This is a genomic window from Tessaracoccus antarcticus (assembly GCF_003688855.1).
Lineage (GTDB): Bacteria > Actinomycetota > Actinomycetes > Propionibacteriales > Propionibacteriaceae > Arachnia > Arachnia antarctica.
Genome location: NZ_REFW01000001.1, coordinates 874,135 through 899,822 on the forward strand (window position 1 = coordinate 874,135; position 25,688 = coordinate 899,822).

General features: G+C 66.2%; 25 protein-coding genes, 1 tRNA gene and 1 riboswitch. Of the genes, 13 read left to right on the forward strand and 13 right to left on the reverse strand.

What is annotated here, in order from left to right:
• Positions 1 to 53: 53 nt before the first annotated feature.
• Positions 54 to 713 carry an SIMPL domain-containing protein gene (locus tag EAX62_RS03710; protein WP_121900288.1) on the reverse strand — a complete coding sequence of 220 codons (660 nt, stop codon included), beginning with the start codon at positions 711 to 713 and terminating at the stop codon, positions 54 to 56.
• A gap of 181 nt (positions 714 to 894) precedes the next feature.
• Between EAX62_RS03710 and EAX62_RS03715 the strand changes: the two genes are divergently transcribed.
• Entirely contained in the window at positions 895 to 2,196 is a 1,302-nt protein-coding gene (locus tag EAX62_RS03715; RefSeq protein WP_121900289.1) for a carboxylesterase family protein, read from the forward strand.
• Between the two features lie 3 nt (positions 2,197 to 2,199).
• Here EAX62_RS03715 and EAX62_RS03720 read toward each other — a convergent pair whose 3' ends face one another.
• The gene (locus EAX62_RS03720) at positions 2,200 to 2,835 is read right to left on the reverse strand and encodes an HAD family hydrolase (RefSeq protein WP_121900290.1); all 636 of its coding nucleotides are present in this window, start codon (positions 2,833 to 2,835) and stop codon (positions 2,200 to 2,202) included.
• A 110-nt stretch (positions 2,836 to 2,945) separates the two neighbouring features.
• Between EAX62_RS03720 and EAX62_RS03725 the strand changes: the two genes are divergently transcribed.
• Positions 2,946 to 4,112: a YihY/virulence factor BrkB family protein gene (locus tag EAX62_RS03725; protein WP_121900291.1), complete on the forward strand. Its 1,167-nt coding sequence runs from the start codon at positions 2,946 to 2,948 to the stop codon at positions 4,110 to 4,112.
• Here EAX62_RS03725 and EAX62_RS03730 read toward each other — a convergent pair.
• The 7 genes from EAX62_RS03730 to EAX62_RS03765 all read right to left on the reverse strand — a co-directional run bounded on the left by EAX62_RS03730 (position 4,101) and on the right by EAX62_RS03765 (position 9,394).
• Positions 4,101 to 4,817: a PIG-L family deacetylase gene (locus EAX62_RS03730; RefSeq protein WP_121900292.1), complete on the reverse strand. Its 717-nt coding sequence runs from the start codon at positions 4,815 to 4,817 to the stop codon at positions 4,101 to 4,103. The genes EAX62_RS03725 and EAX62_RS03730 overlap by 12 nt on opposite strands.
• Positions 4,814 to 6,010, reverse strand: a complete 1,197-nt coding sequence (locus EAX62_RS03735; protein WP_158600499.1) for a glycosyltransferase — start codon at positions 6,008 to 6,010, stop codon at positions 4,814 to 4,816. Before EAX62_RS03735 ends, EAX62_RS03730 begins: the two co-directional genes overlap by 4 nt.
• Before the next feature lie 76 nt (positions 6,011 to 6,086).
• Positions 6,087 to 7,097 carry a hypothetical protein gene (locus tag EAX62_RS16645; RefSeq protein WP_158600501.1) on the reverse strand — a complete coding sequence of 337 codons (1,011 nt, stop codon included), beginning with the start codon at positions 7,095 to 7,097 and terminating at the stop codon, positions 6,087 to 6,089.
• Positions 7,098 to 7,144: 47 nt separating this feature from the next.
• On the reverse strand, positions 7,145 to 7,525 hold the full coding sequence (locus tag EAX62_RS03750) for a VOC family protein (protein WP_121900992.1): 381 nt from the start codon (positions 7,523 to 7,525) through the stop codon (positions 7,145 to 7,147).
• Positions 7,526 to 7,583: 58 nt separating this feature from the next.
• Positions 7,584 to 7,898 (reverse strand): DMT family transporter, encoded by a 315-nt coding sequence (locus EAX62_RS03755; protein ID WP_121900993.1) that lies wholly within the window; start codon positions 7,896 to 7,898, stop codon positions 7,584 to 7,586.
• 14 nt (positions 7,899 to 7,912) lie between these two features.
• Positions 7,913 to 7,975: riboswitch (guanidine-III (ykkC-III) riboswitch) on the reverse strand.
• 104 nt (positions 7,976 to 8,079) lie between these two features.
• A complete protein-coding gene (locus EAX62_RS03760) occupies positions 8,080 to 8,319 on the reverse strand; it encodes a hypothetical protein (protein ID WP_121900296.1) in 240 nt (79 codons plus the stop codon).
• Positions 8,320 to 8,338: 19 nt separating this feature from the next.
• Positions 8,339 to 9,394: a hypothetical protein gene (locus EAX62_RS03765; protein WP_121900297.1), complete on the reverse strand. Its 1,056-nt coding sequence runs from the start codon at positions 9,392 to 9,394 to the stop codon at positions 8,339 to 8,341.
• Between the two features lie 144 nt (positions 9,395 to 9,538).
• Between EAX62_RS03765 and EAX62_RS03770 the strand changes: the two genes are divergently transcribed.
• Both EAX62_RS03770 and EAX62_RS03775 read left to right on the forward strand, forming a co-directional pair.
• Positions 9,539 to 9,621: transfer RNA gene (locus EAX62_RS03770), tRNA-Leu, on the forward strand.
• Between the two features lie 147 nt (positions 9,622 to 9,768).
• Positions 9,769 to 10,065, forward strand: a complete 297-nt coding sequence (locus EAX62_RS03775) for a hypothetical protein (RefSeq protein WP_147453998.1) — start codon at positions 9,769 to 9,771, stop codon at positions 10,063 to 10,065.
• Positions 10,066 to 10,082: 17 nt separating this feature from the next.
• On the opposite strand, the gene EAX62_RS03780 is transcribed toward EAX62_RS03775, so the two are convergent.
• The gene (locus EAX62_RS03780; protein WP_121900299.1) at positions 10,083 to 10,691 is read right to left on the reverse strand and encodes a helix-turn-helix domain-containing protein; all 609 of its coding nucleotides are present in this window, start codon (positions 10,689 to 10,691) and stop codon (positions 10,083 to 10,085) included.
• A 48-nt stretch (positions 10,692 to 10,739) separates the two neighbouring features.
• Between EAX62_RS03780 and EAX62_RS03785 the strand changes: the two genes are divergently transcribed.
• The 9 genes from EAX62_RS03785 to EAX62_RS03825 all read left to right on the forward strand — a co-directional run bounded on the left by EAX62_RS03785 (position 10,740) and on the right by EAX62_RS03825 (position 22,898).
• Positions 10,740 to 12,632, forward strand: coding sequence for an FAD-dependent oxidoreductase (locus EAX62_RS03785; RefSeq protein WP_158600503.1), 1,893 nt, complete (start codon positions 10,740 to 10,742; stop codon positions 12,630 to 12,632).
• Positions 12,633 to 12,921: 289 nt separating this feature from the next.
• A complete protein-coding gene (locus EAX62_RS17465; RefSeq protein ID WP_121900301.1) occupies positions 12,922 to 13,773 on the forward strand; it encodes a class I SAM-dependent methyltransferase in 852 nt (283 codons plus the stop codon).
• Entirely contained in the window at positions 13,721 to 13,915 is a 195-nt protein-coding gene (locus EAX62_RS03795; RefSeq protein WP_199711101.1) for a PIN domain-containing protein, read from the forward strand. Before EAX62_RS17465 ends, EAX62_RS03795 begins: the two co-directional genes overlap by 53 nt.
• Positions 13,916 to 14,315: 400 nt before the next feature.
• Complete coding sequence (locus EAX62_RS03800) at positions 14,316 to 19,247, forward strand: glycoside hydrolase domain-containing protein (protein WP_158600505.1); 4,932 nt, start codon at positions 14,316 to 14,318, stop codon at positions 19,245 to 19,247.
• 470 nt (positions 19,248 to 19,717) lie between these two features.
• Entirely contained in the window at positions 19,718 to 20,290 is a 573-nt protein-coding gene (locus EAX62_RS03805; protein ID WP_199711102.1) for a YceI family protein, read from the forward strand.
• Between the two features lie 119 nt (positions 20,291 to 20,409).
• Positions 20,410 to 21,021, forward strand: coding sequence for a nitroreductase family protein (locus tag EAX62_RS03810; protein WP_121900304.1), 612 nt, complete (start codon positions 20,410 to 20,412; stop codon positions 21,019 to 21,021).
• Between the two features lie 79 nt (positions 21,022 to 21,100).
• A complete protein-coding gene (locus EAX62_RS03815; RefSeq protein ID WP_121900305.1) occupies positions 21,101 to 22,048 on the forward strand; it encodes a pirin family protein in 948 nt (315 codons plus the stop codon).
• A 37-nt stretch (positions 22,049 to 22,085) separates the two neighbouring features.
• A complete protein-coding gene (locus EAX62_RS03820; protein WP_121900306.1) occupies positions 22,086 to 22,391 on the forward strand; it encodes a GNAT family N-acetyltransferase in 306 nt (101 codons plus the stop codon).
• Between the two features lie 219 nt (positions 22,392 to 22,610).
• Positions 22,611 to 22,898 (forward strand): UBP-type zinc finger domain-containing protein, encoded by a 288-nt coding sequence (locus EAX62_RS03825; protein ID WP_121900307.1) that lies wholly within the window; start codon positions 22,611 to 22,613, stop codon positions 22,896 to 22,898.
• A gap of 174 nt (positions 22,899 to 23,072) precedes the next feature.
• On the opposite strand, the gene EAX62_RS03830 is transcribed toward EAX62_RS03825, so the two are convergent.
• Genes EAX62_RS03830 through EAX62_RS03840 form a run of 3 tightly spaced genes read right to left on the reverse strand, consistent with a single transcriptional unit; the run spans position 23,073 to position 25,627 of the window.
• Positions 23,073 to 23,798: a TMEM175 family protein gene (locus EAX62_RS03830; RefSeq protein WP_199711103.1), complete on the reverse strand. Its 726-nt coding sequence runs from the start codon at positions 23,796 to 23,798 to the stop codon at positions 23,073 to 23,075.
• Between the two features lie 27 nt (positions 23,799 to 23,825).
• A complete protein-coding gene (locus EAX62_RS03835; protein ID WP_121900309.1) occupies positions 23,826 to 24,773 on the reverse strand; it encodes a DUF5996 family protein in 948 nt (315 codons plus the stop codon).
• Positions 24,770 to 25,627: an NmrA/HSCARG family protein gene (locus EAX62_RS03840; RefSeq protein ID WP_121900995.1), complete on the reverse strand. Its 858-nt coding sequence runs from the start codon at positions 25,625 to 25,627 to the stop codon at positions 24,770 to 24,772. Before EAX62_RS03840 ends, EAX62_RS03835 begins: the two co-directional genes overlap by 4 nt.
• Positions 25,628 to 25,688 lie beyond the last annotated feature (61 nt).

Consider the following 25,688-nt stretch of genomic DNA (forward strand, 5'->3'; position numbering starts at 1 on the left):
GCCACGTCGTTCGTGGCGCACGCTGGAGGACGAGAGTCCCGCCGGTCGGCCAGTCAGTCCGTACTGAAGCGGGCGTGCACCGTCACGTCGAGTTCCACGTCCTCGGGGGCGATCGTGATGCCCTCGGAATCAGGGGGAGCGCCCGAGCGCATGGCGGCGCCGTACATCGTGGGCGATGCGGCCGACTGCTGCTCGGCGAGCAGGCCCTCGTCGGCGATCTCCAGGAACCGCACGCTCTGCTCCCCGGCGGCGCGCGCCATCGTCGTGGCCCGGGCGTGGGCCTGCACGACGGCTTGGGCCAGCACGTTGTCCTCCTCCTGTTTCCGGCGGCCCTCCGTCAGCGTCCAGTCGACGCCCTCAACGGTGACGCCGGTGCGACCGCCCCACCGGTCGATGAAACGGGAGAGAGAGTGGAAGTCGGTGAACTTGAGCTTCACAAGGCACTCCGCAGCGTGGCGGGTGGGCAGCACCTTCCCGTCCTGTGACCACGGCCGCCAGCTTCGCGTCGCGATGGGGGCGACAGAGGACCAGCTGGTGGGGGAGGGGGACATGTCCTTGAGCTGCTCCACCACGGTCGTGAAGCCCTGCACGAGGGACGTGGTGTGTTCCATGGCGGCCTGCTTGTCGCTGCCCTCCACGCCCAGCCGCATCCGCAGGGTGGCTCGCTCGGGCGAGAAGGAGGCGTGGGCGTGGCCCAGCACGGTGATCTGCATGGTTCCCCTTGTCAACGGTTGAGCCGAGACTAGTCGGGATCACCATCCACGATCCCGTTCCCGAGCAGTCGCCGTGAATTGTGATGCCGGGTGCGACGGGGGCAGCGCCGTATCGAAGGGGCTCGTGAGCTGTCCCGGATGCGTGGCACTCTGGGTGGGGCCAAAAAGTTCAGGAGTGTTGATGGATGTGACGAGTGTGCAGTGCCCGGCCGGGAAGGTGCTCGGCTGGTACGACGGCGCCGTGAAGCGGGCGACCGGGATCCGGTACGCCCGCGCGGAGCGGTACGGGAAGCCCGTGGCGGAGCCGGAGGTCGACGGCGACGTCGATGCCACCCGCTTCTCGCCCCGCTGCCCCCAGCGCGCCAACCCTCTGCAGCGGCCGGAGAGTGAGCGACGCGACATGGGCGTCGACGAGCACTGCCAGTACCTGTCCATCACGACGCCCCGCGACGCGGTGGCCGACGAGGGACTGCCCGTCATGGTGTGGATTCACGGCGGTTCCTACGAAACCGGTGGTGGTGACGAGACCTACAGCGACCCCGCCCTGCTGGTGGAGGAACAACGGGTCGTTGTGGTCACTGTCACCTACAGGCTGGGGCCGCTGGGATTCCTGGGCGGCGACGGGCGGCCCGCGAACCTCGGTCTGCTGGACCAGATGGAGGCGCTGCGATGGGTGCGACGCAACATTGCCGCGTTCGGGGGCGACCCCGACACCGTCACCATCTTCGGTCAGTCGGCCGGCGCGGACGCCGTCGCTCACCTCATGATCGCCGACGGCGCTTCCGGGCTGTTTCGTCACGCGATCCTGCAGAGCCCCCCGCTCGGCATCACGCTGGGTCGCGCCGCCATGGCGAAGAAGATGAGCGGGCGGTTGCGTGAGCTTCCGGAGCGACTCACGAACGAGACGATGGTGGTGGCGCAGGCAGGTCTGGTGCGGGGACTGGGACGCTTTGGCTGGGTGGCCGCGATGCCGTTCGGTGTGCAGTACGGCCACGACCCACTCCCGCCGGAGGATGAGCTGGACGAGGCCTGGGCTGCCGTTGCGCCCGACGTGGACGTGCTCATCGGCTCGAACTCCCGCGAGTCGGCGCTGTTCGCGGAACTGATGCCCGCGCTCGCCCGGCTGCGGCGCTCCGAGGTGGGGACCCGGATCTATGAGGCAGCGGTGGTGAGAACCACCCGTCGCATCTACGACGACGCCATCGGCCACTTCGTGGAGCGCCACCGTCGCGCTGGTGGCAACGCCGCCCAGTACTTCCTCGACTGGGGCGCCGGACCGCGGTTCCAAGGGGCACATGTCATCGAGTTGGCGCTGCTGTTCCCGACGCACTCCTGGGAGGTGGGAGACCTCCTGGAGGGGGTGGCCCTGTCGGAAATCCGGAGGCAGGGCACGGTCATGCGGCAGCTCTGGGCAGACTTTGCACGCACAGGGCGCAGCCCCGTCGACGAACTCCCGGGGATCCTGCACGTCACTGCCAGGTGATGCTCACGCCAGCCAGGGCAGGAGCTCCCCGAGGGACTCCACCTGGAGGTCGGCCTCGTTGTCGAGGCTGATCCGGGGCGTGCGCAGCATCACTGCGTGCATGCCGGCGGCGCGCGCGGCCGTCGCGTCGAGCGGGCGGTCTCCCACTCCGACGCAGTCCCGCGGGTCAAGCCCGTGGCGTCCCAGCAGCTCCACGTGCATGGCGGGGGAGGGTTTGCGTGGGTGGCCGTCGGGGGCGCAGGCCATGTCGTCGACGTGGATGTCGAGTGCTTCCAACAGTGCCGTGGCGCTGCGTCGGTCGCGATGGGTCACCACCAGGTTCAGGCCGCTGATGGCGGCCATGGCCTCGTGGATTCCGGGCATGGCCGGCGGTGGCGTGTCCCTCCATGACTGCTTCAACCGGGCCTCTGCCTCGCGGAACATCGTCTCGGGAATGCCGAAGCGACGTGAGAGTGCGGTGATGGCCGCCCCTGTGGAGCGCCGGGTCAGGAGTGCGACGTCGTGGTCGTCGATGGTGTCGCCATGGGCCCGGACCACCCCCGCCAGCGCCGCGTCCAGCCCCGGATAGGTGTTGACGATGGTGCCGCCCATGTCCCAGAAGATGTGTCGGTAGCGCGCGTCGCGGCTCGGGGCTGGCATGGGCTCCACGATAGGGGCTGCGGTGTGCCACCCCTGCGGGTGGCCTGACTTGAACTGTCCCGTCCGTACAGTGCTGGAGAGTTGTCACCACACCCTGCAGGAGTCACGTCATGAGCGAGTACGCCACCCGGAAATCCCAGGAGAAGGCACATAACGCCCCCGAACCGGACGACGACAGGAAGCCCGACGACCCCACGGACCTGACGAAGCCGAGCTGGAAGTACATCGGCAAGCGGGCCATCTCCGAGTTCGGCAAGGACAAGTGCACGGACCTGGCGGCGGGCCTCACCTACTTCGCGGTGCTGTCCCTCTTCCCGGCGCTGCTGGCGCTGGTGTCCCTGCTGGGTGTGTTCGGGCAGGGGGAGCAGACCACGCAGGCCCTCACCGGATGGCTCAACGACTACGCACCCAAGGATCTGCAGCCGCTGCTGGAAACCACGATCAGCGGCCTGACCTCCCAGTCCGGGGCCGGGTTTGCGCTGGTGACGGGGCTCGTCGGTGCGCTGTGGACGGCGTCCGGCTACGTCGGAGCGTTCGGCCGGTCGATGAACCGCATCTACGAGATCGAGGAGGGGCGCCCCGTCTGGAAGTTGAAGCCGGCCATGCTGCTGCTGACGTTCGCGATGCTCATCATCGTGGCCGTCATCGTCTTTGCCCTTGCACTCTCCGGCGGGGTGGCGGACGCAGTGGGCGGGTTGATCGGGCTCGGCGACACCGCCGTGCTGGTGTGGTCCATCGCCAAGTGGCCCGTGGTGATCGCTCTCGCGGTGCTGCTGATCGCGCTCCTCTACTACTTCACGCCCAACGTGCGGCAGCCGAAGTTCCGCTGGGTGAGCATCGGCTCGCTGGTGGCCCTGGTGATCTCCGCGATCGCCGTGGGCGCGTTCGCGTTCTACGTCAGCAAGTTCTCCTCCTACGGCGCCACCTACGGCATCATCGGTTCCGTCATCATCCTGCTGCTGGGTATCTGGATCGTGAACAACGTGCTGCTGCTGGGCGCCGAGATCGACGCCGAGGTGGAGCGCGGGCGCGAGCTGCAGGGCGGCATCGAGGCGGAGGAGTCCGTGCAGCTGCCCCTGCGCGACGACCGGCAGGTGGACAAGCAGGCCAAGAAGTTCGACGCGCTGGTGGCCGAAGGCGCTGAGTTGCGTGAGCAGCACGCCGACGGGGACTACACCGAGCAGAATGACGACGCATCCTCGAAGGAATCAGTCGACGGCGACGGCGACGACGGGGACGACGACCGACCCCGCGGCGGCGCCACGTCAGCCCGGTAGGTCGCCCTTCAGCCCCACGGAGGTCCTGACCACGTCGGGCTGACCGCCGGAGTGCGTGAGGGTGGTGCCGTGCACGCTCAGCTGGGTTTGGTGGTGGCCAAGCGCCTCGACCACCACGGGCAGCAGGTCCTCCAGCGCGTACCAGTGGACCCCGTCGCCCGGCTCCGGGCTGATGACGGCGAACCCGATTCCCACCTGGGAGGCCGCGCGACGCGTGGCGTGGTGCATGGCCACGTGGTCGGGGTGTCCGTAGCCGCCGTCGACGTCGTAGCTGATGGCAAGTTCGGCGTCGATGTGCCGGAGGTAGGCTGCGATGTCTGCTGCCACCTCCGTGTGATCGGCAGCGCTCAGCGACGCTTCGTCGGCGTGTTCCGCCGGCCCTGCCACCTCCGGGGTGACCCAGCGCATCCCGGAGTCGAGGTAGCGGCGGGAGGGGAGGATGGCGCGGGCAGTATCCGAGCCGAGGAAGGCCGAGCCGGTCACACCCAGCACCTCCAGCGCCCCGGCCAGCTCCTGCTCGCGGCGGAGTTCCAGCTCCGGTGTCCCGGCCAGCGGGGACAGCGGTCCGGGGACCACGTCGCCCATCTCCCCGCGCGTGGCCGTCAGGACGAATACCTGATGGCCCTCCTGCCCGAGGTGGGCAATGAGGGCGCCGGTGGCGAGGGTCTCGTCATCGGGGTGGGCGTGCACGAAGCAGATGTTCATCGATCCCCCAGGAGTCGGTGGTAGTGGGCAAGCGTACGGGTGGCCACCTTGGGCCAGGTCATGTCCAGGGCCCGTGTGCGGCCGCACTCGCCCATGCGGTGTCGTCGCTCGGGGTCGCGCAGCAGCGCGGTGAGTTCCCGGCCCCAGAGCGCGGTGTCGTGCCCGGGGACCAGGACACCGGTGTGGGTGTTGCAGATGGCTTCGGTGAGCCCACCGGCGGCGGCCGCCAGCACCGGCGTGCCGGAGGCCGACGCCTCCAGCGCCACGAGCCCGAACGTCTCGGAGTGGGACGGCACCAGGACGAGGGAGGCGTGGCGCATGAGCTGCGCCAGGGATTCCCGGTCCTGGCCCGGTAGGAACGTCACGTGGGAGTCAAGACCGAGTTCGTCGACGAGTCGGTGCAGTTCATGTTCGTACCCGGTGAAGTCGGCTGAGGTCTGGCCCACCATCACCAGGTCGGGGCGCTCCGCCTCCGGGACCTCCGCCAGTGCGGCGAGGGCCACGTCCGGGCCCTTGAGTGGCTGCAGACGGGCGGCAAACAGGAGGTAGCCGGGACGGACGTCATCGGCAGGACTCCACGGCTCATCCGAGGGATGAAACAGAACCACGTCCACACCCGGCCGCACGATGGCCACCTGCTCCGGATCGGCACCGCAGCGCCCGATCACCACGGCCGCTTCGTGGTGGGAAACCGCGATCACCAGGTCAGACTGGGTGGCGCAGGTCACCTCGCCCTCCAGACGGGCGGGGCTCTCCGGGGGTTCCCCGTCGCGCAGGGGCGAGTTGGGGTGGGCGGCCACGGAGTGGAACGTCATGACGTGGGGGACACCCCACTCCCGTGCCACGGGCAGGGCTGCGACCCCTGACATCCAGTGATGCGAATGGATGATGTCGAATTTCCCCAGCGTTTGGAGACCATCCCGGAACTCGTCGATGTGCGCGTCGATGAGGCTCTTCGGTAACGGCGCCTCGGGGCCCGCGGTGATGTGGTGCAGGACCACCTGCGGGGCCAATGGCTGCTCGGCCGGTTGGTCGGGGTGCGACCGGCGGGTGATGAAGTGCACCTCCACCCCCTGTGCGCCCAGTGCCTCGGCCAGCGACCGGATCAGCACGTTCATCCCGCCGGCATCGGCGGTGCCGGCCCGTTCGGCGGGGGAGGTGTGCATCGACACGAAGGCCACGCGGAGGGTCATGGGTAAGAAAGTACCGGCACACGACAACGCGGGGCGCCCCACCGGTGATGGTGGGCCGCCCCGCGGGGTCGCACGGTTACTTCCAGGCTGCCAGGAGATGATCGCCGAACGCTGCCGTCGCGACCGCGTCTGCCACTTCGCCGGCGCCGACAACGAGGACTGTGCCGTCGTGGACCTCGGTGACACAGGAGAAGGCCTCAAGGTCCTCCACGCCTCCGCACAGCCACACGCCAATGTCCTGGGGCTCAACCATCTGGTCGCGGAACATGTCCCGCTCGAGGTAGGCCGACCAGCTCGCGCTGAACGTGGTGTAGTCCTCGCTGGACCAGGTGCCGAAGTCCGAACTTGTGTCGATGACGGACGTGAAGTCCCCCACCGTCGCGGGCATGACGGGTGGCTCACCCGCGGGCGCCGGGTCGTCGGAAACGGGGGGCTCGACCGGCTTGGTGGCTTCGTCATCCTGGGATGTCGGGATGACCGTGGGGTCCTCCGTCGGATCCACTATGACATCGTCGGACGGCTCCGGCGTGGGGTCTGATGGCACGGTGGTCGCAACGCTGGGCTGCGGCTCGGCATCCGCGGAGCGCCAGGACATCACGCCCCAGACCAAGCCCGCCAGGAAGATGAGGACGACGACGATGACGGCGATGGCCACCACCTTGCCGGCCATGGACTTCTTCGGCGGCTCACCGTAGGACGGCGCGTAGCCCTGCTGGTCCCAGCCCTGGGGCGGGTATCCGCCCTGTCCCTGCTGCGGAGAACCCTGGCCTTGCTGCTGGTATCCCTGGCCCTGGGGTGGGTAGCCCTGGCCCTGGGGTGGATACCCCTGGCCCTGGGGCGGAGAACCCTGGCCTTGCTGCTGGTATCCCTGACCCTGGTGCGGGTAGCCCTGTCCGTACTGAGGCTGCTGCTGGGCGTTGCCCTGTTGCGGGTAGCCGGGCTGACCCTGCTGCGGGTTGGGCTGCGGCGGGTACTCCTGCTGAGGGATCGCTTCGGTGGGGTAGCCGTCCTCGGCGTGGCCATCTGCTGCGCCGTCGTTGCGCGAGGGGTCCTGCGGGCTCCCGCCCTGCGGTGAGTCGTTGCTCAAGCTGTTCTCCAGTTCGATGTTCGTGGTGCGTGAGGGGTGTTGTCGTGTCACCCGGCCGCGGGTGGGCAGAGGCAGAACGGGTGGCCGTCCGGGTCGATCATCACCCGGTAGTGCTCCGCGCTGGGCTGCTCCATCGCTTGCGTAGCGCCAAGGGTCAGGGCATGGCTGACGCCCGCCTCGAGGTCATCCACCCGGAGATCCAGATGGAACTGCTGAGCGTGCTCCTGGCCCGGCCACTGGGGCTGTGTGTAGCTGTGGACCTGCTGGAAGTTGAGGGTTGCGCCGCCGAACTGCGTCTGCGCGTAGCCCTGTTCAGCGTCGCTGTAGGTCACGTCGCCGCCGGTGAGCTTGGCGTAGAAGTTGGCGAGCGCTTCCGCGTCCGAGCAGTCGATAGTCACTGCGGCCAGTTCCATCTGTGGTGTACCCATGCCATCAATGATGCCTGTCTGGGCGGTCCACCGCACTGCCCATTGCGGTGAAAGGGTCTCAGGAGACCAACTTGAGCCCGACGACGCACGCCACGATACCCAGGACCAGGAGCAGTCGGACGACGTGGAACGGCTCTGCGCCCGTGGCCATGGCGAACATAACCGTGGTGCTGGCGCCGATCCCCACCCAAATTGCGTAGGCGGTGCCCGTGGGCAGCGTGCGCATGGCGTAGCCGAGCCCCAGCATGGAGATGATCACCGTCACGACGAACACGACGGAGGGCCACAGCTTGGTCAGTCCGTCGGACTTCCCCAGTGCGGTGGCCCATGCTGCTTCAAACAATCCGGAAATGACGAGAACGACCCATGCCATGGTGGCTACCTTCTTCGGGGTCGTCTTGTCGCTCACCGGGTACGACCCGCTCGTCCGGGGGCCGGTTGGGGCCCGGGGGAATCCTAGCAAGCAGGACGGGTTCCCCCTGTCGGTGCGGCGTGGGGGGGAACGCAGCAGCGCCCGACCCCTCGAGGGGCCGGGCGCTGAGAGCATGCCTGGGTCAGTGACCCATCATGGGCGGAAAGGGCGGGATTCCTCCGGGGAGGATCGTGCCGTCGTCGTCGCCGTCGTCCATGGGGCGGCCCTCGTCGTCGACGCGGGCACCCTCCTCGTTCACTGCGTCGCCCCCGGCGTCCATGGGGCGGCCGTCGGGGTCCACGCGGTTGCCGGCGTCATCGAGGCGGTTGCCGAACTCGTCGCGGCGGTAGCCGTCCTCGTGGCGTTCGTCGTTGGTGCTCATAGGAATCGTCCTTCCCTTCTCAGAGGTTGCGGTCCTCGGGGACCGGGTTGCCGTACGGGTCGAGGCGGCGGCCCTGTTCATCGCGGGGGACATCGTCTTCGCCGTCGTCCCACGCCTGGTGGCTGGGAGATTCTGGTGTCACGACAGGATTGCCGTAGGGGTCCACCAGGGGGGTGTCCTCGATGAGGTCATCCTCGGCGGGGCTGTACTCCATGCGTCGGGCGGCGACGGGTGCATCGGCGTCCGTGGCGAGTTCGGGCTCGGCTGCGTACTGGGAATCGATGGGTTCCACATCCTCCACGGGTGGGAGGTCGTCAACCCGGTGTTCGTCGACGTCCGCACGTGCCGGGACCGTGTCGGCGGAGAACAGTCCGCTGTTGTGCTCATGATCCGCACGGTCGTGTTCCACCGGGTCGATGTAGTCGGCATCCGGCTCGGCGAACTCGTCGCTCTCGTAGTCATCGTCTGCGTCGAGAACGTCGGCCTCCGGGATGACCGCAGGCGTTGGCTCGTCGATCACCGCTGCAGCGTTGTCCGCCTCGACCAGTTCGTCATCGCGAGCGACCACGGCCGTTGACCCTTCCGTCACCTCCGCGGTGTCGTCGACGGCGACTGTCTTGTCATCGGTGTCGTCCTCGATCCGGTTCCCGTGCCGGTCGGTGTGAACGTCAGGATCGCGGCGGTCGGCCTCGCGGAGGGCGTTGTCGCGTTCCCCAACGGCTTCCTCGTACGACTCACGGCTGTGGGTCGCCTCGTCGTCGAGGATCTCTGCCTGCTCTGTGGCGCGGGCCGCGAGTTCGTCGGACTCCCCGGCCTGGACGCGGAGGGCGTCGGCCTGCTCGGACGCAGTGAGTGCCTTGTGGCGGGCTTCGTCGGCCTCGCGTTCCAGTTCCTTGGCGCGATCCTGGCGGGAATCGATCAACTGCTCGTTGTTGCCGGCGCGTTCCCGGAGCTCGGCGGCGCGTTCTCGGTTCTGCACTGCGCTCTGCTTGCGCGCGACCATCACGATGATGACGATGATCACAATCACGACCACTGCGAGCAGGATCCATATGTAAATGGGCCAATCAGCCATCTGCTTCCCCCTTTGGTGACATTAATACTGTTCAATTCAGCGTATCGGGGACCCGGTCCGCTTGAGGCTGAAGCCGACCAGCCAAGTTGCAGTCATCCCCTCGCGCCGTGCTAACCTTTGTCGTCGGGCTCGCAAGGGCCCCGTGCGCGTGTGGCGGAATGGCAGACGCGCTGGCTTCAGGTGCCAGTGTCCTTCGGGACGTGGAGGTTCAACTCCTCTCACGCGCACAAGAGTGAAACCCCCGGTTGACTAGCTCAAATGCCAGTCGACTGGGGGTTTTGCCATGTCTGGGGTGCGGCAGGGGGCGCAGCAGCAGGACACGAAGAGCCCTGAGATTGGGCACGAGGTCTGAGTTCGTGCCCACGGAGGCCACCATGAACGACGGTGTGCGCAAGCTCGCAGGAGGCCACTGGAACACGCGCTACGTCGGTCCAGATGGCAGGCGCTACTCCCGCACGTTTCGCGTGAAGCAGGACGCCACCTATTGGCGTTCGCATGAGTTGCGGCTGATTGACATCGACCAGTGGAGCCCGCCGGCCTCCCGCAGCGCCAAGCCCGCCACCGCCAAGGCCCTCACCGTCGCGGAGTGGACGGAGCAGTGCATCCAAGCCAGGGAGAACCGCAACCCATCATCTGAACGTGCAGCAGTCCACCTTCCCTGTAGCGGATGATGAGCGGATCTCTCGATTTACTCCGCGCTTCGGGGGTCTGCTGGTCTTCGCCCTGGGGCGTGTCGATGTCCCGGCATGTGTGCCTGTGCGCCGTCCTGGTCGAAGATGGTGAGGATTTCGGCGGGGCCTTGGTGTGCTTGCAGGGAGTGCGGGGTCATCGTGGAAAACTCAGCTGCTTGTCCTGGATACACCATGATTGTTCGTGTCCCGAGCCGCAGCAGGATGGTGCCGCTGAGCACGGTGAACCATTCGTAGCCGGGATGGACTTGAGGATCGGAACTCTCTCGGTCGTCGGTGATGCGCATCTTCGCGATTGTGACGCCGCGACGGTCCCGTTCGCGTGAGAGGAGCCATAGCGTCGCGCCACTCACGGATTCGGGTTCGGGGCGTATCACCACGTCCTCGTTGCCTTCTGGTTCCACTAGTTGATCGAGCGATGTTCCCAGCGCCTTGGTGATCGCGACGAGTTGTTCGAGCGCGATCCGGCGGTGGCCGGTCTCAATGCGACTCAGAGTCGAGGCGGAGATGGAGCTGCGGGCGGCGAGGTTGTCAAGAGTCCACCCGCGGGCAAGGCGCAACCCACGGATGCGTTGGCGAACGATTTTCTCAGTGTCTTCTTGCGTCACACGCAAGAGTGTATGCCAAATCAGGAATCCCCGGTTAGCCTAGCTGGCATGACAAATCCCCACACGCATCATTCACATCCCCCACACACCTTGTGGTCTGAACTCCCTGAAGGACTCGCTGACCACCTGGACCTTGAGGCCACGCTGAGCCAGCCTGTCCTTCAGATAGCACTCGACGAAGCAGCGTCCACGGTGACGTCCGAGCCCTCTCTCATCGTCGATCTCGGGGCCGGAACCGGTGTTGGGACCGTTGCGTTGGCTTCACGATTCCCCACCGCCCAGATCCATAGCATCGACATCTCGCCCCAGCTGCTTGAACGGCTGGGCGCTGCATCGGTGGCGGCTGGAGTAGCGGATCGTGTCCATGCGCACCGCGTCGACCTCGACGGCGACTGGTATTCCGGCCTACCGAGAAAGGCGGACCTGGTGTGGGCGGCGCTGTCGTTGCATCACGTTTCAAACCCCGCCGAGGTGTTGCGGCGAGCGTTCGAGGCGCTGCGTCCGGGGGGGCTGCTGGTCCTCACGGAGATGACCGGTACACCGAGGTTCGAACCCGGTGATCTCGGCAGCGGACGGGACGGCCTTGCAGATCGTCTGACTACGAACTCTGCCGCGCACGGTAGTAGGGCGACTCTGGACTGGTCGGCTCTGCTTGACCAGGTTGGTTTTGCTCCCATCCGCCACCACCAGTCAGCCCTGAGGGCTGATGCCGTCACCGGCGAGGGTGCCCGCTACCTGGCCCGGCACCTGCGCTCGCGTCGAGCACAGCTCGTCGAAGAATTACCCATGGAGGACCTGAGAGGTCTCGACACCGCCATCGAGAGCATTGAAGCCGATATGTCTGAGGTCTCCTTCACGTCAGGCCGTGGCGTGTGGGTGGTCGCACGCCCTGAGTTGCCCGTGTTGCAGGCAACAGCTGCCTCAGATGCGGCGCAACCGGTCACCGCCGATCGTGCTTCTGGACGGCAGTCCTCTCTTGGCAAGGGGACCATCAAGGCGGATGTCGTGGTGGTCGGCGGTGGGTCCGCGGGCCTGGCGGCCGCGATCGCGCTGGCCCGCTCACGGCGCAGCGTCGTGGTCATCGATGCAGGACATCCACGCAACGCCCCGGCGGAAGGAGCGCACAATGTCCTCGGCCAAGAGGGCGTCTCTCCACTGGAACTTCTGGCACGGGGCCGGGCGGAGGCTGAATCCTATGGCGTCCAGATCATCCAGGGGCGGGCAGCTCGCGTCCTGGGAAGCGTGGATGACTTCACCATCGAGACGGACCACGGCGCCCACCGGGTCCATGCTCGCCGCATCATCCTCGCCACCGGCCTCGTCGATGATCTTCCAGCCATCCCGGGCGTGGAGCAGGCGTGGGGTCGCACCGTGCTGCATTGCCCGTTCTGCCACGGCTGGGAAGTCCGTGACCAGCGCATCGCCATTCTGACCGGTGCTGAGATCGCGGTGCATCACGTCATGATGTTTCGTCAGCTCAGCGAACACGTCACCCTGTTCCTCCACGAAGCAGCCGACCCGACTGAGGAACAGTCCGAGCAGCTCGCGGCGCTGAACGTCCCCGTCATCAGGACCCGGGTGGAGCGGCTGATTGTCGACGGCACACAGGTACAGGCCGTTGAAGTGGAGGGCGGGAGTACCTTCGACACCGACGCCGTCGTGATCGCCCCGCGATTCAACGCCAGGACCGAACTGTTCGAGGCACTTGGCGGTCAGCGGGAGGCGACACCGTTCGGACAGCAGATCCCCACGGACCCACGCGGCATGACTGCCGTCCCGGGCGTGTGGGCGGCCGGTAACGCATCCCAGCAGATGGCCATGGTGATGGCATCAGCTGCCTCAGGAGTGATGGCGGGCTCTGCGGTTCACGGTGACCTCGGATTCGCCGACCTGAACCGGGCCGTGCAAACGCGCCGCGACGCTGCACTCGCGGACCACTGACCTATGCCATTCACCACTGCCAGGTCCCCGGCATGCGGCCGCCCTGAACGATGCGTGGACACGCAAGAACTTGCCGACCGGCGTGCTCCTACTACTTCGCTTGCCGCCGCTTCCCACGGAAAGCACACCGACCCCACGTCTTCAGCAAAGCCTCTTACACACCATCAGAGAGTTGGCGTTCCATGGCTGAATCCATACATGCAGGCCCGTGGGTCGAACTCTTCTTGCGCGAATCGCCAACTCTGTTGCCCTCACAGGCTGGCGGAGGGACGGTGGCGACGTGGATGGCATGAAGGGCACAGCAAGTGAACAGTCCTGGGAGCGGCGGTACGCAGCTGCGACGGCAGCGGACTCGCCCCCTTCGCCCAACGTGGTCTTCGTCGATCTCCTCAGTGACTACTTGAGAACGCCTGGCCGGGCTCTGGACCTGGGGAGCGGGATCGGCGGCGACGCGCTCTGGCTCGCTCGGCGCGGATGGAAGATCACAGCGCTCGATGCGTCACGTACCGCGATATCGCGGCTTCGCCACTTCGCCGCTCAGCAAGGAGTGTCCGAGCGCGTGTTCGCCCAGCAACGAGACATTACCCAAGGGATGCCCGGGGACTCGTTCGACCTTGTCTATGCGTGCTACTTCCACGGCCCGCTGCAGATCGACCGGGACGCGGTTCTACACAGAGCCAGTGACCTCTTGGGGGTGGGCGGCACGCTGATTGTCATCGACCATGCCTCCGCGGCGCCCTGGTCCGAGTGGCCGGCGGGCCACAGGTTTCCCGGGCCGAGCGAGACTTACGGCTTGATCGGTCTTGGTTCTGACTGGAACCCAGTTCTCCTGGCGAACCATGATCACTCCGCGACTGGGCCGGGGGGGGCAGACCGTATCCGTGACCGACAACATCGTCGTCGCTCGACGGATCAAGGAGCCAGCGTTCTCTGTCAGAACGGAGCGCGAGGTTTCCTCACGAGTTCTCGGCGACCCCCGCCTCAGACTCATCACAACGGCACCCACCGACTGTTGAGCAAGCGCAGCGTAAATCTCGCGCCGGCGATGGATGTGTTGGGCCACCTCGAAAGCGACATCAGAGCGTTGGATGAGTTACCTGCGGGCCAAGGGCGAGGCACTGGCCCGGATCGAAATCCTTGACCCTCGAGACTGGCCCATCCTCGCGGCCGCACTCACGCTTGATTGCCCCATCTGGGCCGAGGACCAAGACTTCTTCGGCACCGGCGTACCAACCTGGACCACCGACCGGGTACACCTCTATCTCAACGCGACGACGCGTTGAGATACCCCTTTCAGCGACTTTGACTCTGGACGATTCCCTGCAGGGCGGTGCGGGTGCCGTAGAACACACCCTGCGAGGGTGCGGTGATCACAAGGTTCGCTGTCGTCGCCCTCGGCGGCGGAACGATCGCCGCCGTCGGCGTTGACCAGGGCCGGGATGGTCCGCGGGACAGGGTTGGGGGCGGCCTGTGCTGATGGCACGAACAGAGCGATGGGAAAAGCGACTGTTGCCGTCACGAGGAGTGCTCTGAGAGATTTCGAGGCCGGGCGGGCGTGGCTCTGGCCGCCGGGTGGAGGGACCCGATCACTGCGGATGATCAACACCACTAATCCGACGTCAGATGTCGGTTGTCGCCACTAGTGTTTCGCGCAACTCTCACCGTGATCATCGAGGATCCCCCATGCACCTGCGCCGTCTGTTCTCCATCCTCTTGTCCCTTGGGCTGGTGGTTCCCCTGATGGGCACGTTCCAGTCCCAGGCCGCCTCCGCGGCACCGCCCGTCCCCGCGCAGTCGGGTGACGGGATCGACCCCGATCTCACGTTGCGTGACCTCGCCACCCCCGGTGATGGCGACTGGCTCCGGTACCGCATTACTGCCCAGACGCAGCTCAACAACGGTGACATCATTGCCGTCTACGACGGCCGCCCCACCATGAACGACCTGCCCAGCAACATCACGCTGCTCATGCGGCGGTCCACGGATGGTGGTACGACGTGGGGTCCGCAGACGATCATCCGGCAGGAGGCCGCGCCCAACGGCTTCGGTGATCCCTCGGTGCTGGTGGACCGTCAGACGGGCAAGGTGTTCGTCTTCTACGCCGCCTCGATCAACGCAGGGTTCGCCAGTTCCACCACCGGCCAGGACGCCAACGACCCGAACGTGCTGCACGCCGACTACTCCGTCTCGGATGACAATGGCGCCACATGGACCCACCGTCGCATCACCTCCGACATCAAGCAGGGGAGGGCGTGGGGCGGCATGTTCGCGGCCTCCGGCGAGGGCATCCAGTTGCGTGGCGGAGCGCACGCCGGCCGTCTCATTCAGCAGTACACGGTGCGCATCGGCGGTCAGAACTACGCGGTCAGCGTCTTCTCCGACGACGGTGGTGTTTCGTGGCAGACCTCCGAGCCCGTCGGACCCGGTGCCGACGAGAACAAGACGGTGGAGCTCAGCAACGGTGATGTGTTGCTCAACTCCCGTGCCGCTCCCTACCGACGCGTGGCCACCTCCACCGACGGCGGAGCCACCTACACGGCCTTCTCCCAGGACACCGAACTGCCCGATCCTGCCAACAACGGTTCGATCATCCGCGCGTTCCCCGATGCTCCCGCATCCGACCCGAAGTCCAAGGTCCTGCTGTTCTCCAACACGGCCAACCAGAACGTGCGCCGCAACCTCACCGTCCGGATGAGCTGCGATGACGGGCAGACGTGGCCCGTCAGCAAGGTCGTCCAGTCGGGCGCTACCGGGTACTCCACTCTCACGGCACTGGCCGACGGCAATGGTGAGCGCGGCGGAAGGTACGGACTTTTCTACGAGCGCGATGGCTATCGCCACCTCTCCTTCACCAGCTTTGACCTCGACTGGCTCGGCGGGGTCTGCGGATCACTCGCCGTCGCGCCGGCCAGTGCGTACCCGGGTGGCGTGAGCACCGCCACCTCCGTGACAATCACCAACCAGTCGGGTACTGCGCTTGCCGCGGGCACCATCAGGGTCGCAGCCGACCAGCGGTTCACCAGCCCCGAGGTCGCCGTTCCGGCCATTGCTGCTGGAGCGTCCACCGTTGTCACCGTCCCCGTCACAGCTACCGCCACGGCGGACGTCCGCACCCACGACGTCGTCTTCACCTACACCAACCCGGCGGGAACGTCGTCGACGACCGCCCGCCTGTCGGCCTCCAAGGGCGCATCGCCCGTCGTGGCGGACCCCAAGCTCACCATCCGGCCGGTGCTGGACGCCATGTACCCCGGAGGGGACACCGGTGTCATCGGTGATCGCATCCAGCCGTGGGTGGAGGTCATCAACACGGGCAACGTCACGCTGACCCAAATTGCCTTCACCGCCCCCAACGGCGCCACCTCCTGCAACTACTCCTCGCTGGCGCCGGGCGCCTCGTATGCGTGCAAGAACACCTCGCCCTCCCACATCGTCACCTCGGCCGACATTCTCGCGGGCAATTGGGCCACGACGTACACGGCCACCGCCAACAGCGCCGCCGGCCCCATCACCGCCACCGCTGAGTTGCACCCGGTTCCACTCACGGACGCCTCTGTGGCGCCCGGCGAGACGAAGACCTGGATCCCGAGCGACGTCTTTGCGTCATCATCCTTCGTCAGGGTTCCGATCGCGGGGGCGACGGGTGTCGAGGTTTCCGACGGCACGGACCTCGCGCTGCGGGTTCCCGTCAACGGTCGCGCCTCTGCGCAGATCGCCATCACCACTGCCGACGCACTCTCGGGGCTGCGAGCCGAGGTCACGGCGTTGAAGAAGGGTGCCGAAGTGACGCTGCCCATCGACGCGGTCGAGGTGCGGTACCCCAGCTTCATTCCCGACAAGGACAACGGGGGCCTCGTGGCCGATCCGCTGCTGGACGTGGCGAGCGTGGACGTGGCCGCCGGCCGGAACCAGCCTGTCTGGTTCACTGTCAAAATCCCCAAGGGCACGGCCCCTGGCACCTACACCGCCACCGTCACCGTCAGTCACACGGGTGGCGTCGTCGGCACGTGGCCCCTGACGGTCGACGTCCTCGCCGTCGCCTACCGGGACATGGCTGACCGGCCGTTCGTCCTGGACCTGTGGTCGCACCCGGATGCCGTGGCCGACTACCTCGACATACCCGTCTGGAGCGAGCAGCACTTCCAGGCGTTGAAGCCGTACTGGGCAGACCTCGCCAGCGCCGGCCAGCGGGTCATCAATGTTGCCATCACGGAGGACCCCTGGCTCGTGGATGTGGGCGGAACCATCCGGCCGCAGACCGCGAGCAACTACAGGTCCACCGTCGAGTGGCAGTGGGACGGTGCACAGTTCTCCTTCGACTTCACCGCGTTTGACCGCATCGTCACCGACGCACGAGCCGCCGGTATCGGACCTGACATCCACGCCTTCACGATGTTGCAGTTCCGGAACCAGGACCGCATCAACTACACCGACACCCGCACCGGGCAGCGCAAGGCAGAGACGGTGGCCGTGGGCGACGCCCGCTACACCGAGGCATGGACTGCTTTCCTGACGGCCTTCCAGGAGCACCTCACCGCGAAGGGTTGGTTCGACGACACACGGTTGGCCTTCGATGAGCAGCCGCTGAGCCGCATGAATGCTGCCTTCGCCGTCATCCGGGCAGTGAGCCCGCAGTGGGCTGAGAAGATCGCACTGGCCGCCAACTCGCTGTCCGAGGCGGACATCGCCGAGTACATCTCGTTCAACTACAGCTTCCTGAACTCCGTACCTCAGTCGCTCATCGACCAGCGCCGTGCCGAGGGCAAGCCAACACTGTTCTACACCTGGAACGAGCCGACGAAACCCAACACGGTCACCAAGACGCCGCCCTTCAACACCCGGATGCTTGGTTGGGTGGTGGAGCAGCGCGACCTCGACGGGTTCCTGCGCTGGACGTACAACTCCTGGCCGCTGGACGTCTACAACGACCCATCCTTTCGCTACGACCAGGGCGACGAGTACATCGTGTACCCCGGTGCCAACGGCCCGGTGTCATCGATCCGCTGGGAGGTGTTCCGCGACGGCCAGGACGACGCCGAATTGTTGGACCTCGCCAAGGCGGAACTCGGCACCAAGGATGCGGCTGTCAGGGCAGCACTCGACGGCGTCGCAGCGGGAGCCGAGCCGACCGCCGCCAACTTCGCCAACCTGCTCCAGCATCGCTCAGCCGTGATTGATGCGCTCGTGGCGGGGCCGCCCCCGGTGATTGCCACAGGCGACATCACCATCGACCGCACCTCGGTGACCGATCCGACCACCGGATCGGCCACCCTGAGCGTCCCGGTGCGCAACACCACCGGGGAAACGCAATCCGTCACGCTGTCGGCCGAGGGCAACACGGTGTTCGCCGGCACTCCCACCACGGTGACCGTGGCGGCTGGTGCCTCTGCCGTCGTCGAGTTGAAGCTGACACCGGGCGGACGCCTGGGTCAGGACTCCATCACGGTGCACCTGAGGGCCGGGGACCGGGAACTCGCCACCAGAAAGTTCGACGTGGTCTCCGGCGGGTACTACCTCTCCGACGCGCAGTGGGTCTCGTCCACCAACGGCTGGGGTCCGGTGGAGCGTGACCGGGCCAATGGTGAGGACGGAGCCGGCGACGGCCCCCCACTGTCGCTGGGGGGTGTCACCTACACCAAGGGTCTGGGTGTACATGCCAAGTCGCTCATCCAGTTCGACCTCGGTGGCACCTGCAGCACACTGCAGTTCGACTATGGCATTGACGACTACATGGCGGGCAGGCCCGGATCGCTCATCATGTCCGTTCGCGGCGACGGGGACTCGCTGTGGACCTCGGGTGTCATCGCCGCCGTCGGTCGGAAGTCCGCTGTGGTGGACGTCACGGACGTGGACACCCTCGTCCTCGACGTCGACCCGAATGGAGCCAACGGGCAGGACCACGCCGATTGGGCCGGAATCTGGGTGAAGTGCGCCGCCGCGGTGGCGCCCACTCCCACCCCCACCGTCACGATCACCCCCACGACGACGGTCACCCCGACGGTCACGGTGACCCCGACAGTGACGGTGACCCCCACGACGACGGTGAACCCGACGACGACGGTGACCCCGACGACGACGGCAACGGCCACAGACACGGCCACGGCGACCGCCACGGCCACCGTGACCACCACGCCACGCCCGACGGCCACGGTGAGCCCGACGCAGAGCGCCGGGCCCACGACGAAGCCCACATCCCCTGCCACGGTGGACATCTACACCACGCCGGGGCTGCACTTCGTCAATGGCCGCTACTGGTCCACGACGTGCGAGCCGTACTCGCAGACAACGAGGTGCCGCACGGCCATCTGGTCGACGCAGGTGGAGGTTCAGGGTGGCAGGTTCGTGACGGGCACCGGGTGGCACTTCAACAACCTGACCTACCTTCCGTCGGCCCGCAGCCTGTGGAAGGGCAATCCGTTGGGCAACACCGGGAAGTGGACCGACGACAAGGGTCGTCAGTGGGTGACCGAATGTGACACGCCGCGCACCGGCCGCAACGGCTGCCGCACGTGGATCCGCTCCGACGTGGTCGAGTCCACCCCCAAGCCGGGTGGAGGCTACAGCTATCGCGTGGTGTCGGCGTTGGTGTTCAACAACCTGGTGCTGTTCGGCTGATCAGGACCACGGGAGAGGACCACGGGGAGAGTTGGGGCACCACGCCCCTCCTCTCCCCTTCCCTCTGCCCTGAGTGCCTTCTGCGAAGCGACAGACCGTCGTGACCCTGATCAACGACACCGGGACGGCGAAACGCTGGCATTCCCGCCCGATTCGGTCCTGCACGAGAGCCCTCAGCCCCCCGCTGAGCGGCCTGGATGATGTCGGGGTGAATCAGGACGAAATGGCTGCGCCATCGTCCTTCCACCGGGACACCTGCTTGTCGGGGACGGGGGTGCTGTCCACTGCAGTCGGTGCGGACTTCGCTACTGCAGGTTTCACGGCACACCCTGGCTTCCGGGATGCATAGGGCAGGTGCCGGAACAAACTGGGCCAGTTCGCGACACGCCGGCGCTAGTTGACATGTCACGCAGTTTGGTGCAAAGTAAGTGACACGTCACTAATCCACCGTTCGAACCACAGGAGCACTCATGACCACCAATACCCCCGTCATGCTGGCCCAGCTCGGCGAGCTCGCCGGCACCTGGACCATTGACCCGTCGCACAGCCAGATCGGCTTCACCGCCCGCCATGCGATGGTCACCAAGGTCCGCGGCGCCTTCAACGAGTTCGAGGGCACTGTGATCGTCGACGCGGAGGACTTCTCCAAGTCCGTCGCAACCGTGACCATCCAGGCAACCAGCATCGACACCCGCAACGAGCAGCGCGACGGTCACCTGCGCAGCAACGACTTCCTCGCCATGGACGAGTACCCGGAGATCACCTTTGTCTCCACCGGGGTGTCCCGCACCGGCGACACCAGCCTTGAGCTCACCGGCGACCTGACGATCAAGGGCACGACCAACCCCATCACGATCCCCTTTGACTTCGAGGGCACCGCCACCGACCCTTTCGGCAACCTCCGTGCGGGCTTCGAGGGCTCCGTGGTGATCAACCGGAAGGACTTCGGCGTGACCTGGAACGCTGCGCTCGAGACCGGAGGCGTGCTGGTCAGCGACAAGATCACCCTCGAGTTCGAAGTCTCCGCGATCAAGGACGCCTGACTCGACGTCGGACGAATGCGTCACGCGCGCCGGCCCTGCATTCTTGGCGCCGGCCGCGTCGACAGGTCCACGGCCTCACCATCTCGACCCCCATCACCACCCACCGGGAGCCCCCTGCCATGTCCGTTGATGCCCTTATCGAAAAGACCGCAGACACAGCCGCTGCGCTGCATCCCCTGCTCGCCGAGCGCTGGAGTCCTCGCGGCTTCGACCCGAGGCACAGTCTGGATGACGTGCAACTCACCGCCCTGCTCGAGGCGGCCCGCTGGGCACCCTCGGCCAACAACAGCCAGCCGTGGCGGTTCGTGGCGGGGCGACGCGGTGATGAGGTGTTCGACCAACTCGCCAAGCTGCTGCTGCCCGGAAACCAGACCTGGGCACCCGCGGCCAGCGCATTGATCCTCGCCGCGGCCCGCACGGTGAATGACACCGGGAGGGTGCTGCCGTGGGCGCTCTACGACACTGGACAGGCCATTGCGACGCTCACCGTGCAGGCGAGCGCTGACGGGTTGTTCGTCCACCAGATGGGCGGCTTCGACGCCGACGCCGCACGACTCCAGTTCGATCTCGGGGACATCCTCACGCCTGTCGTCATGGTCGCGGTCGGTCGGCACGACCCCCAGGCACCGCTGGGGGAGCCGCTCGCGACACGTGAGCGTGCGCCGCGCACACGGGAGGCACTGGACGCACTCCTGCTGAACGATCCCTACCAGCGGCAACGGGCCGCCTGAACCTCGGCGACAATGATTGTGCACCCCACACCACGGGCGAGCGAACTGTGCCCGCTGCCCCGGCGAACAAGGAGGACCCATGAGCGGACCCGTCGCAACAACAGATGCCTCGCCGACCATCGCCGACTGCGGCCACCCCAGTGCCCCGTGCGTCGAGGTGTCCGACAGCCGCGATGAGCGTGTGGGGAAGATCCGGGTCCGCCGTGCCCTGCCACGCAAGGGGCGTCGTATGGTGGGCGCCTGGTGCTTCGCCGACCACATGGGACCCGCTGACGTCACGGAGAACAGCGGCCTCGACGTGGGTCCGCACCCCCACATCGGGCTGCAGACCGTCACGTGGCTCATCGATGGGGAAGTGCTGCACCGTGACAGCCTCGGCTCCGAACAGGTGATCAAGCCCGGGCAACTGAACCTCATGACCTCCGGTGGGGCCGTCTCCCACGCTGAGGAGGCCACCGGTCACTACCGCGGCACGCTGGAGGGCATCCAGCTCTGGGTCGCTCTCCCGGAGGCAACACGACACGGCGACGGTGCGTTCGAGCACCACGTCGACCTGCCCCGGGCGGAGATTGACGCAGCGGTGGCCACGGTCCTGGTGGGCGACTTCGGTGAGTTGGTCAGCCCGGCGCGCCACGACACCCCGCTGGTGGGTGTCGATCTCGACATGCACGGTCCCACGCTGGTGCCTCTGAACCCCGAATGGGAGTACGCCCTGGTGGTGTTGGAGGGCAGGATCGGCATCGACGGCCGGCCCCTCCCGCCCGGAAAGCTCGGCTACCTTGGCCGCGGCCGGAGCGAGCTACTCCTGGACGTGGCTGCACCTGCCCGTGTGATGCTGCTGGGTGGGGAGCCGTTCGAGGAACCCATCACGATGTGGTGGAATTTCGTGGCCCGCAATCGCGCGGAAATTGACTCTGCGTACGCGTCATGGTCAGCGCAGGATGAAAGGTTCGGACGTGTACGCTCCAGTCTTCCGCTCATTCCCGCGAAAGCGCCCTTCTGGCAGCAGGATCAAGGAGTCTGGTGAAAATCGTGGCAGACACCTACAGGAATGAAGGACGGGCATGACCGACCACGTCATTGACGCACCTGAGCGACAGAGGTTCGAGATCGTTCGCGATGGTGAGGTGCTCGGCCATGCGGCGTACCAGAAGACTGATGAGATGATCGTCTTCACCCATACCGAGATCAACCCCTCGTACGAGGGGCAGGGCGTCGGTGGTCGACTCGTCCGCCATGCCCTGGACCACGTGAGGGACAGTGGCCTCAAGGTACTGCCGATCTGTCCATTCGTGCAGGCGTGGATGTCTCGACATCCCGAGTATCAGGACCTGGACTACCGACGCCCAGCCAGCAATGTGACGGACTGAAAAGTCGCGACCCAAAGATAGAAAGTACGCGACAGGGCCGTGATTCGCGCGTAGCCTTTCCGGTATTGCCGTCCAACGTGGATCACGTGAACTGGTAAGGATGCTCGATCGTGGACAGAGGATCTGCCTGCCCCAAATTTCCACGGCTCGTCGCGGACGCGATACACAAGTTTCTTGGATGAACCCCTCATTTTTTAATGGAGACGGAAGGACAATGCAATGACCTGCACGCATCTCGACAACCTCACTGTCGCAGAACCGACAACACCTGACGGGTGCGGGGAATGTCTCCAGGACGGCAGCACATGGGTGCACCTCCGCCTGTGCATGGACTGCGGCCATGTCGGGTGCTGCGACTCCTCGCCCAACAAGCACGCCACCGCCCACAACATTGCTACCGGTCACTCCGTCATCCAGTCCTTCGAGCCCGGAGAGCGATGGGCCTACTGCTACACGGACGACGAGATGCTCGGAGACGTGGGCGCAGAGTTGGACCGCAGCTACTGAGCGAGACGGGAACTCCCGGAGACGGTTGACCGGGAACGCGATGCGCCTGAGGGCGTCAGCGCGAGCGATGGCGGCGATCGGTCCGTCGCGGATCCAGCTCTCCCCCCTGACCTGGGTCCTCGTGTCGTGGCCAAGCAGCCCCCGGAGCCGGATGCGGCGCTGAGGGTTTTCCTGTCAGACGTGAGTCTTTCTGGCGAGTCCATGGCTGGTGATGAAATAGAAGACGGGCAGGGCGAGGAGCAGCACTAGCGGCGCCGCGACGGAAGTAACAGAACCGAGCGCACCGGCCGCCGTATAGCCAAGTATTCCCGTCCACGCGCGCACCCTCTCCCTGCGGAAGAACGCCGCATCCACTCCCGTCAGCAGATCCGGGTGGCGGCCCAAGTAGGAAAAGATCAGCAACCAGGACGCGCACATCAGCCCTGCGACCAGTGCATAGAGTGCGACTGCAACGCTGATGTTGCGTGGGTCGCCGTCCTGGATGGCGGTGGCGAGTACCGACGTGGGGAACGGCAGGAATGCCGTCGTCAGGAGAAGGACCAGGTTGGTCAGGTTAAGACCTTTGTCGATCCGTTGGATGCGGTTGAACAGCGCGTGATGGTTCAGCCAGATGACCCCGACGTAGAGGAACGAGGTCAGGTATCCCAGGTACGCCGGCCACTGCGCGAGCAGATCACCCAGCAAACCGGACGGTTCCGACGTGGGTGCGCGCACGTCGAGAATCAGCAACGTGATCACGATCGCAAAGACCCCGTCACTGAACGCCTCGGTCCGTCCCGTCACCGCCAAACGCGCCGGATCCATGTCCTGTGGTTCTTGGTTCATCCCTGTGCCTTTGTCGGTTTGGGTGTGGCTGCAGCGACCCCGCTGAAGCGCGGTGGACGCGATACGCGAACTCATGGTGGCTGATGGCTCAGGGTGATGAGCTCAGCGACGGTGGTCCCAGCGATCCGGATCATGCTCCAGGCCATCCCTGTCCCAGCCGCCACGCTCGGCTGCGGCATCGTAGGTGCTCTGCAGGAACTCCATCAGCGCCGCATCCGGATCCGGTGCGGTGCGCACCGCTTCGTAGGGCAGAAGAAATTGACCGTTCTCCTGACTGTATAAGGCTCCTGCCGGGCCCACGGGAGAGTTGGCGAAGCCCTCTGGCTCCGGGTAGGCGTAGGAGTAGAACGCGCCTTCGTCTCCGCCACCCGGCCAGAACCCGCAGCTGCTGAGCTCGTGGGAGTAGCCCTCCTCCATCACCCAGTCGCCGCAGTTCGGGGCCCCTCCCGGGTGCGTCGGTGCGGTGCGGCCGGAGAAGCGGGTGCACGCAAGGTCCACGGCGCCCCAGAAGAAGTGCACGGGGCTGACCTTGCCGATGAAGTGTGAACGGAACTGCTGCATCACGCGATCGGCCTGCACCAGTTGGCGCCAGAAGAGATGGGCGGCCCGGGCGTCATACGACGCGTGTTGGTGGTCTTCCGCAAACGGGATGGCCGGATCCACCTCGTTGGGGGTGGCCCGGATCTCCGTTTCGATGCCCAGCTCGTCTAGTGCCTGCATGAGTTCGCTGTAGAACTGAGCCACAGGCTTGGGTTCCAGAGCGACTAACCGGGTGCCGCCGTCGTCGGTGCGGATGCGCAACTGGTGGTCCACGAAGTCGAACTCGATGTCGAACATCCGCGATCGGCCGTAGGGGATGGACGACGTCGTCAGGCCGCGCGGGCTGACATACAGCGTCACGTTCCACCAGTGGTTCACGAGAGGCGCGTGCACGAGACGGATTTTGCCGACGATCTGGGTCCACATGTGGAGCGTGTCACGAGTGTCAGCCCAATCCTCCACGCGCAGGCTGGGCCACGTGGGCGTGCTCTGCCGTCTGGTGGCGGTCATTTCGAGACTCCCAACGTCCGTGTGGCCCAGTCGGCGAACGAGGTCCAGCCCACATTCGGATGGCTGGCGTGTAGGGCCTCCACATCCACCTGGTAGCCGTCTCCCCGGAGAAAATTCCACATGGCGAGCATGTCGTCGCTCCCGATTGTGCTGAGCTGCACCTCGTGGTGGCGCACGGTGCGGCCCAACGGCTTGGTCAAGGCCTCGGCCATCTGCGTCGGTGTGGGGTCGTCGCTGGCGAGCTCAATGCGCTCCCCGATGAAACGGTCGGGATCCATGAGGACGGTCGCGGCGAAGCGGCCGAGGTCGGCTCTGGACAGCTGTTGCAGGCGACGGTCCGCGGGGAGCGGAAGCTCAAGCACGCCAGCGCGAATCTGCTGCTCACCACCGAGGGCGTTGTCGAAGAAGTAGGTGGGTCCCAGAATCGTGAACGGCACGTCCCCGGCGGCCAGTTCCTTCTCGACCACCGCCTTGCTTTCGAAGTGTGGCACGCGGCTGTCCTGGGTGGCGCCGGCGACAGAGCTGAAGACCAGATGTGGGAGCCTGGCTTCGTGGGCCGCCGACTGGATTGCCCGGCCCTGCATGACTTCCGCAGCAGGTCCGGATTCGAATGGTGTGGTCAGGGCGAACGCACCCGCGACCCCACGCATGGCTGCAGTCAGCGATTCGCTGTCGCCCAGAGAACCCTTCACCAGTTCCACGCCACGGGACTTCAGGTGGCGAGCCGAGTTCGAGGCCTCGTCCCGCACGAGTGCGCGAACTGTGACATGGCGTTCCAGTAATGCTTCAACGACCGCCCCGCCCTGTCCGCCTGTGGCTCCGAGCACCAGTAGTGGCAGTTCAGTCTTCGTCATGACGATTCCCTCCGTTGGTTGCACCATCGAACATTCTGCCTCGTGGGCTGGTCCATGGACT